The 1,247-nt window shown below is 46.2% G+C and carries 1 protein-coding gene; it reads right to left on the bottom strand.

Features of this window, described 5'->3' with window-relative positions:
- Positions 1-1,247 (bottom strand): hemagglutinin repeat-containing protein (locus tag ACFIM6_RS09870; protein ID WP_375612673.1); only part of this gene is annotated, 1,247 nt, incomplete at both ends.

Below are 1,247 nucleotides of genomic sequence, written 5' to 3'. Positions count from 1 at the left end.
TGCTGCTTTTCTTCATCCGTTAAATAATGTGCGTGAGGTATTGGTTGTCCACGAGCGTCTCTTATAGGTACCCCATTTGCATCTATTTCATAGATTATATTACCCTTTTCATCACGGTCGACCACGGCAATGGGGTGCTCTTTGATAAACATGGTTTTATAGGAGTCATCGCTGTATTTAAACCCTTCTTCTAAGAGTTGAGTTGCCATTTCACGGTTTTCATGGACGATTTGTTCCAGCTTGCCTACATCGAGCTGTTGTACACCCTTATGGGCGCTGGCAGTATCACGATTAAGGGAGGCTATGGCTTGTTCCACGTCTTGTCCTGTCAATGCCTTCTGCCCTGCTTCATCAGTAATGACGATAGTGCCATTGCTGATAGCAGATTTGGTGTATCCTTCCTCTGAATCTTGGGCTTTTGAATGATCTAAGAGATTTTTAGCAATGTTTTTCCCGACACCATATTTACCCTGATACATCGGACCACCCGCAGAAATACTTAAACCTTGGCTGCTAGCTTGCGCATGCGCACCGTTGCTGATATCACTGGTGCTGATGCTTCCTGTGGTCAGGCTGTTTTTGTCCGCCGAGGCTGTGCTGGAAATAAGTCCTCCGGTCAGCGTTGTTTTATCTTTAACGTTGATCTTAAAACCGCCATCACCGGCTTTGATGCCTGATTGCTCCACAACACTGTGATAATCGCTAGAGGATTTATCCTTGTTCAAGGAAATATTGGTTGTGGCTGTACCATCCTTTTCTCGGCTATTATAACCAATGGAAACAGAGTTTTGCTTGCTGGAACTGTGTCCCGTATCACTGCGGCTGACAACGGTAAAATCACCCCCTACTTCCATTTCTACACGCTCTCCAGAAGCCACAGCACCTGCCAATGTGGTGTTTGCCCCACTCGTTGTGTGAACTGTGCCGGTGCCAATAATATGGCTGTTCTTCTGTTGAACCTCCTCACTGGAACCCTTGCCTTTACCAAAAGAAGCATTCCCCATCCACCCTGGACCACCGGTACCATAACTATACCCAACATTCATCGAAGCGCTTTGCGTATGATTTTGTGTGCTTTGCGTATTTTGCGCACTTTCAAAAGTGATATCTTCACCTGCTCCCATGGTGATATTTCCACTCTGTTTATCATTGCTTTGCATCGGGTTTGTGCCGGCAATAATATCGGCTCCAACACCATGGATGCTGCCTTTGTGGGCTTGCATATTAACAGCGCGTCCTGCTTCTAT

The sequence above is a fragment of the Bartonella sp. AA9NXGY genome, from assembly GCF_042196845.1.
In the GTDB taxonomy this organism is placed as follows: Bacteria; Pseudomonadota; Alphaproteobacteria; order Rhizobiales; family Rhizobiaceae; genus Bartonella.
The sequence above is the reverse complement of the archived record's forward strand: the minus strand, read 5'-3'. Positions and strand labels throughout refer to the sequence as shown.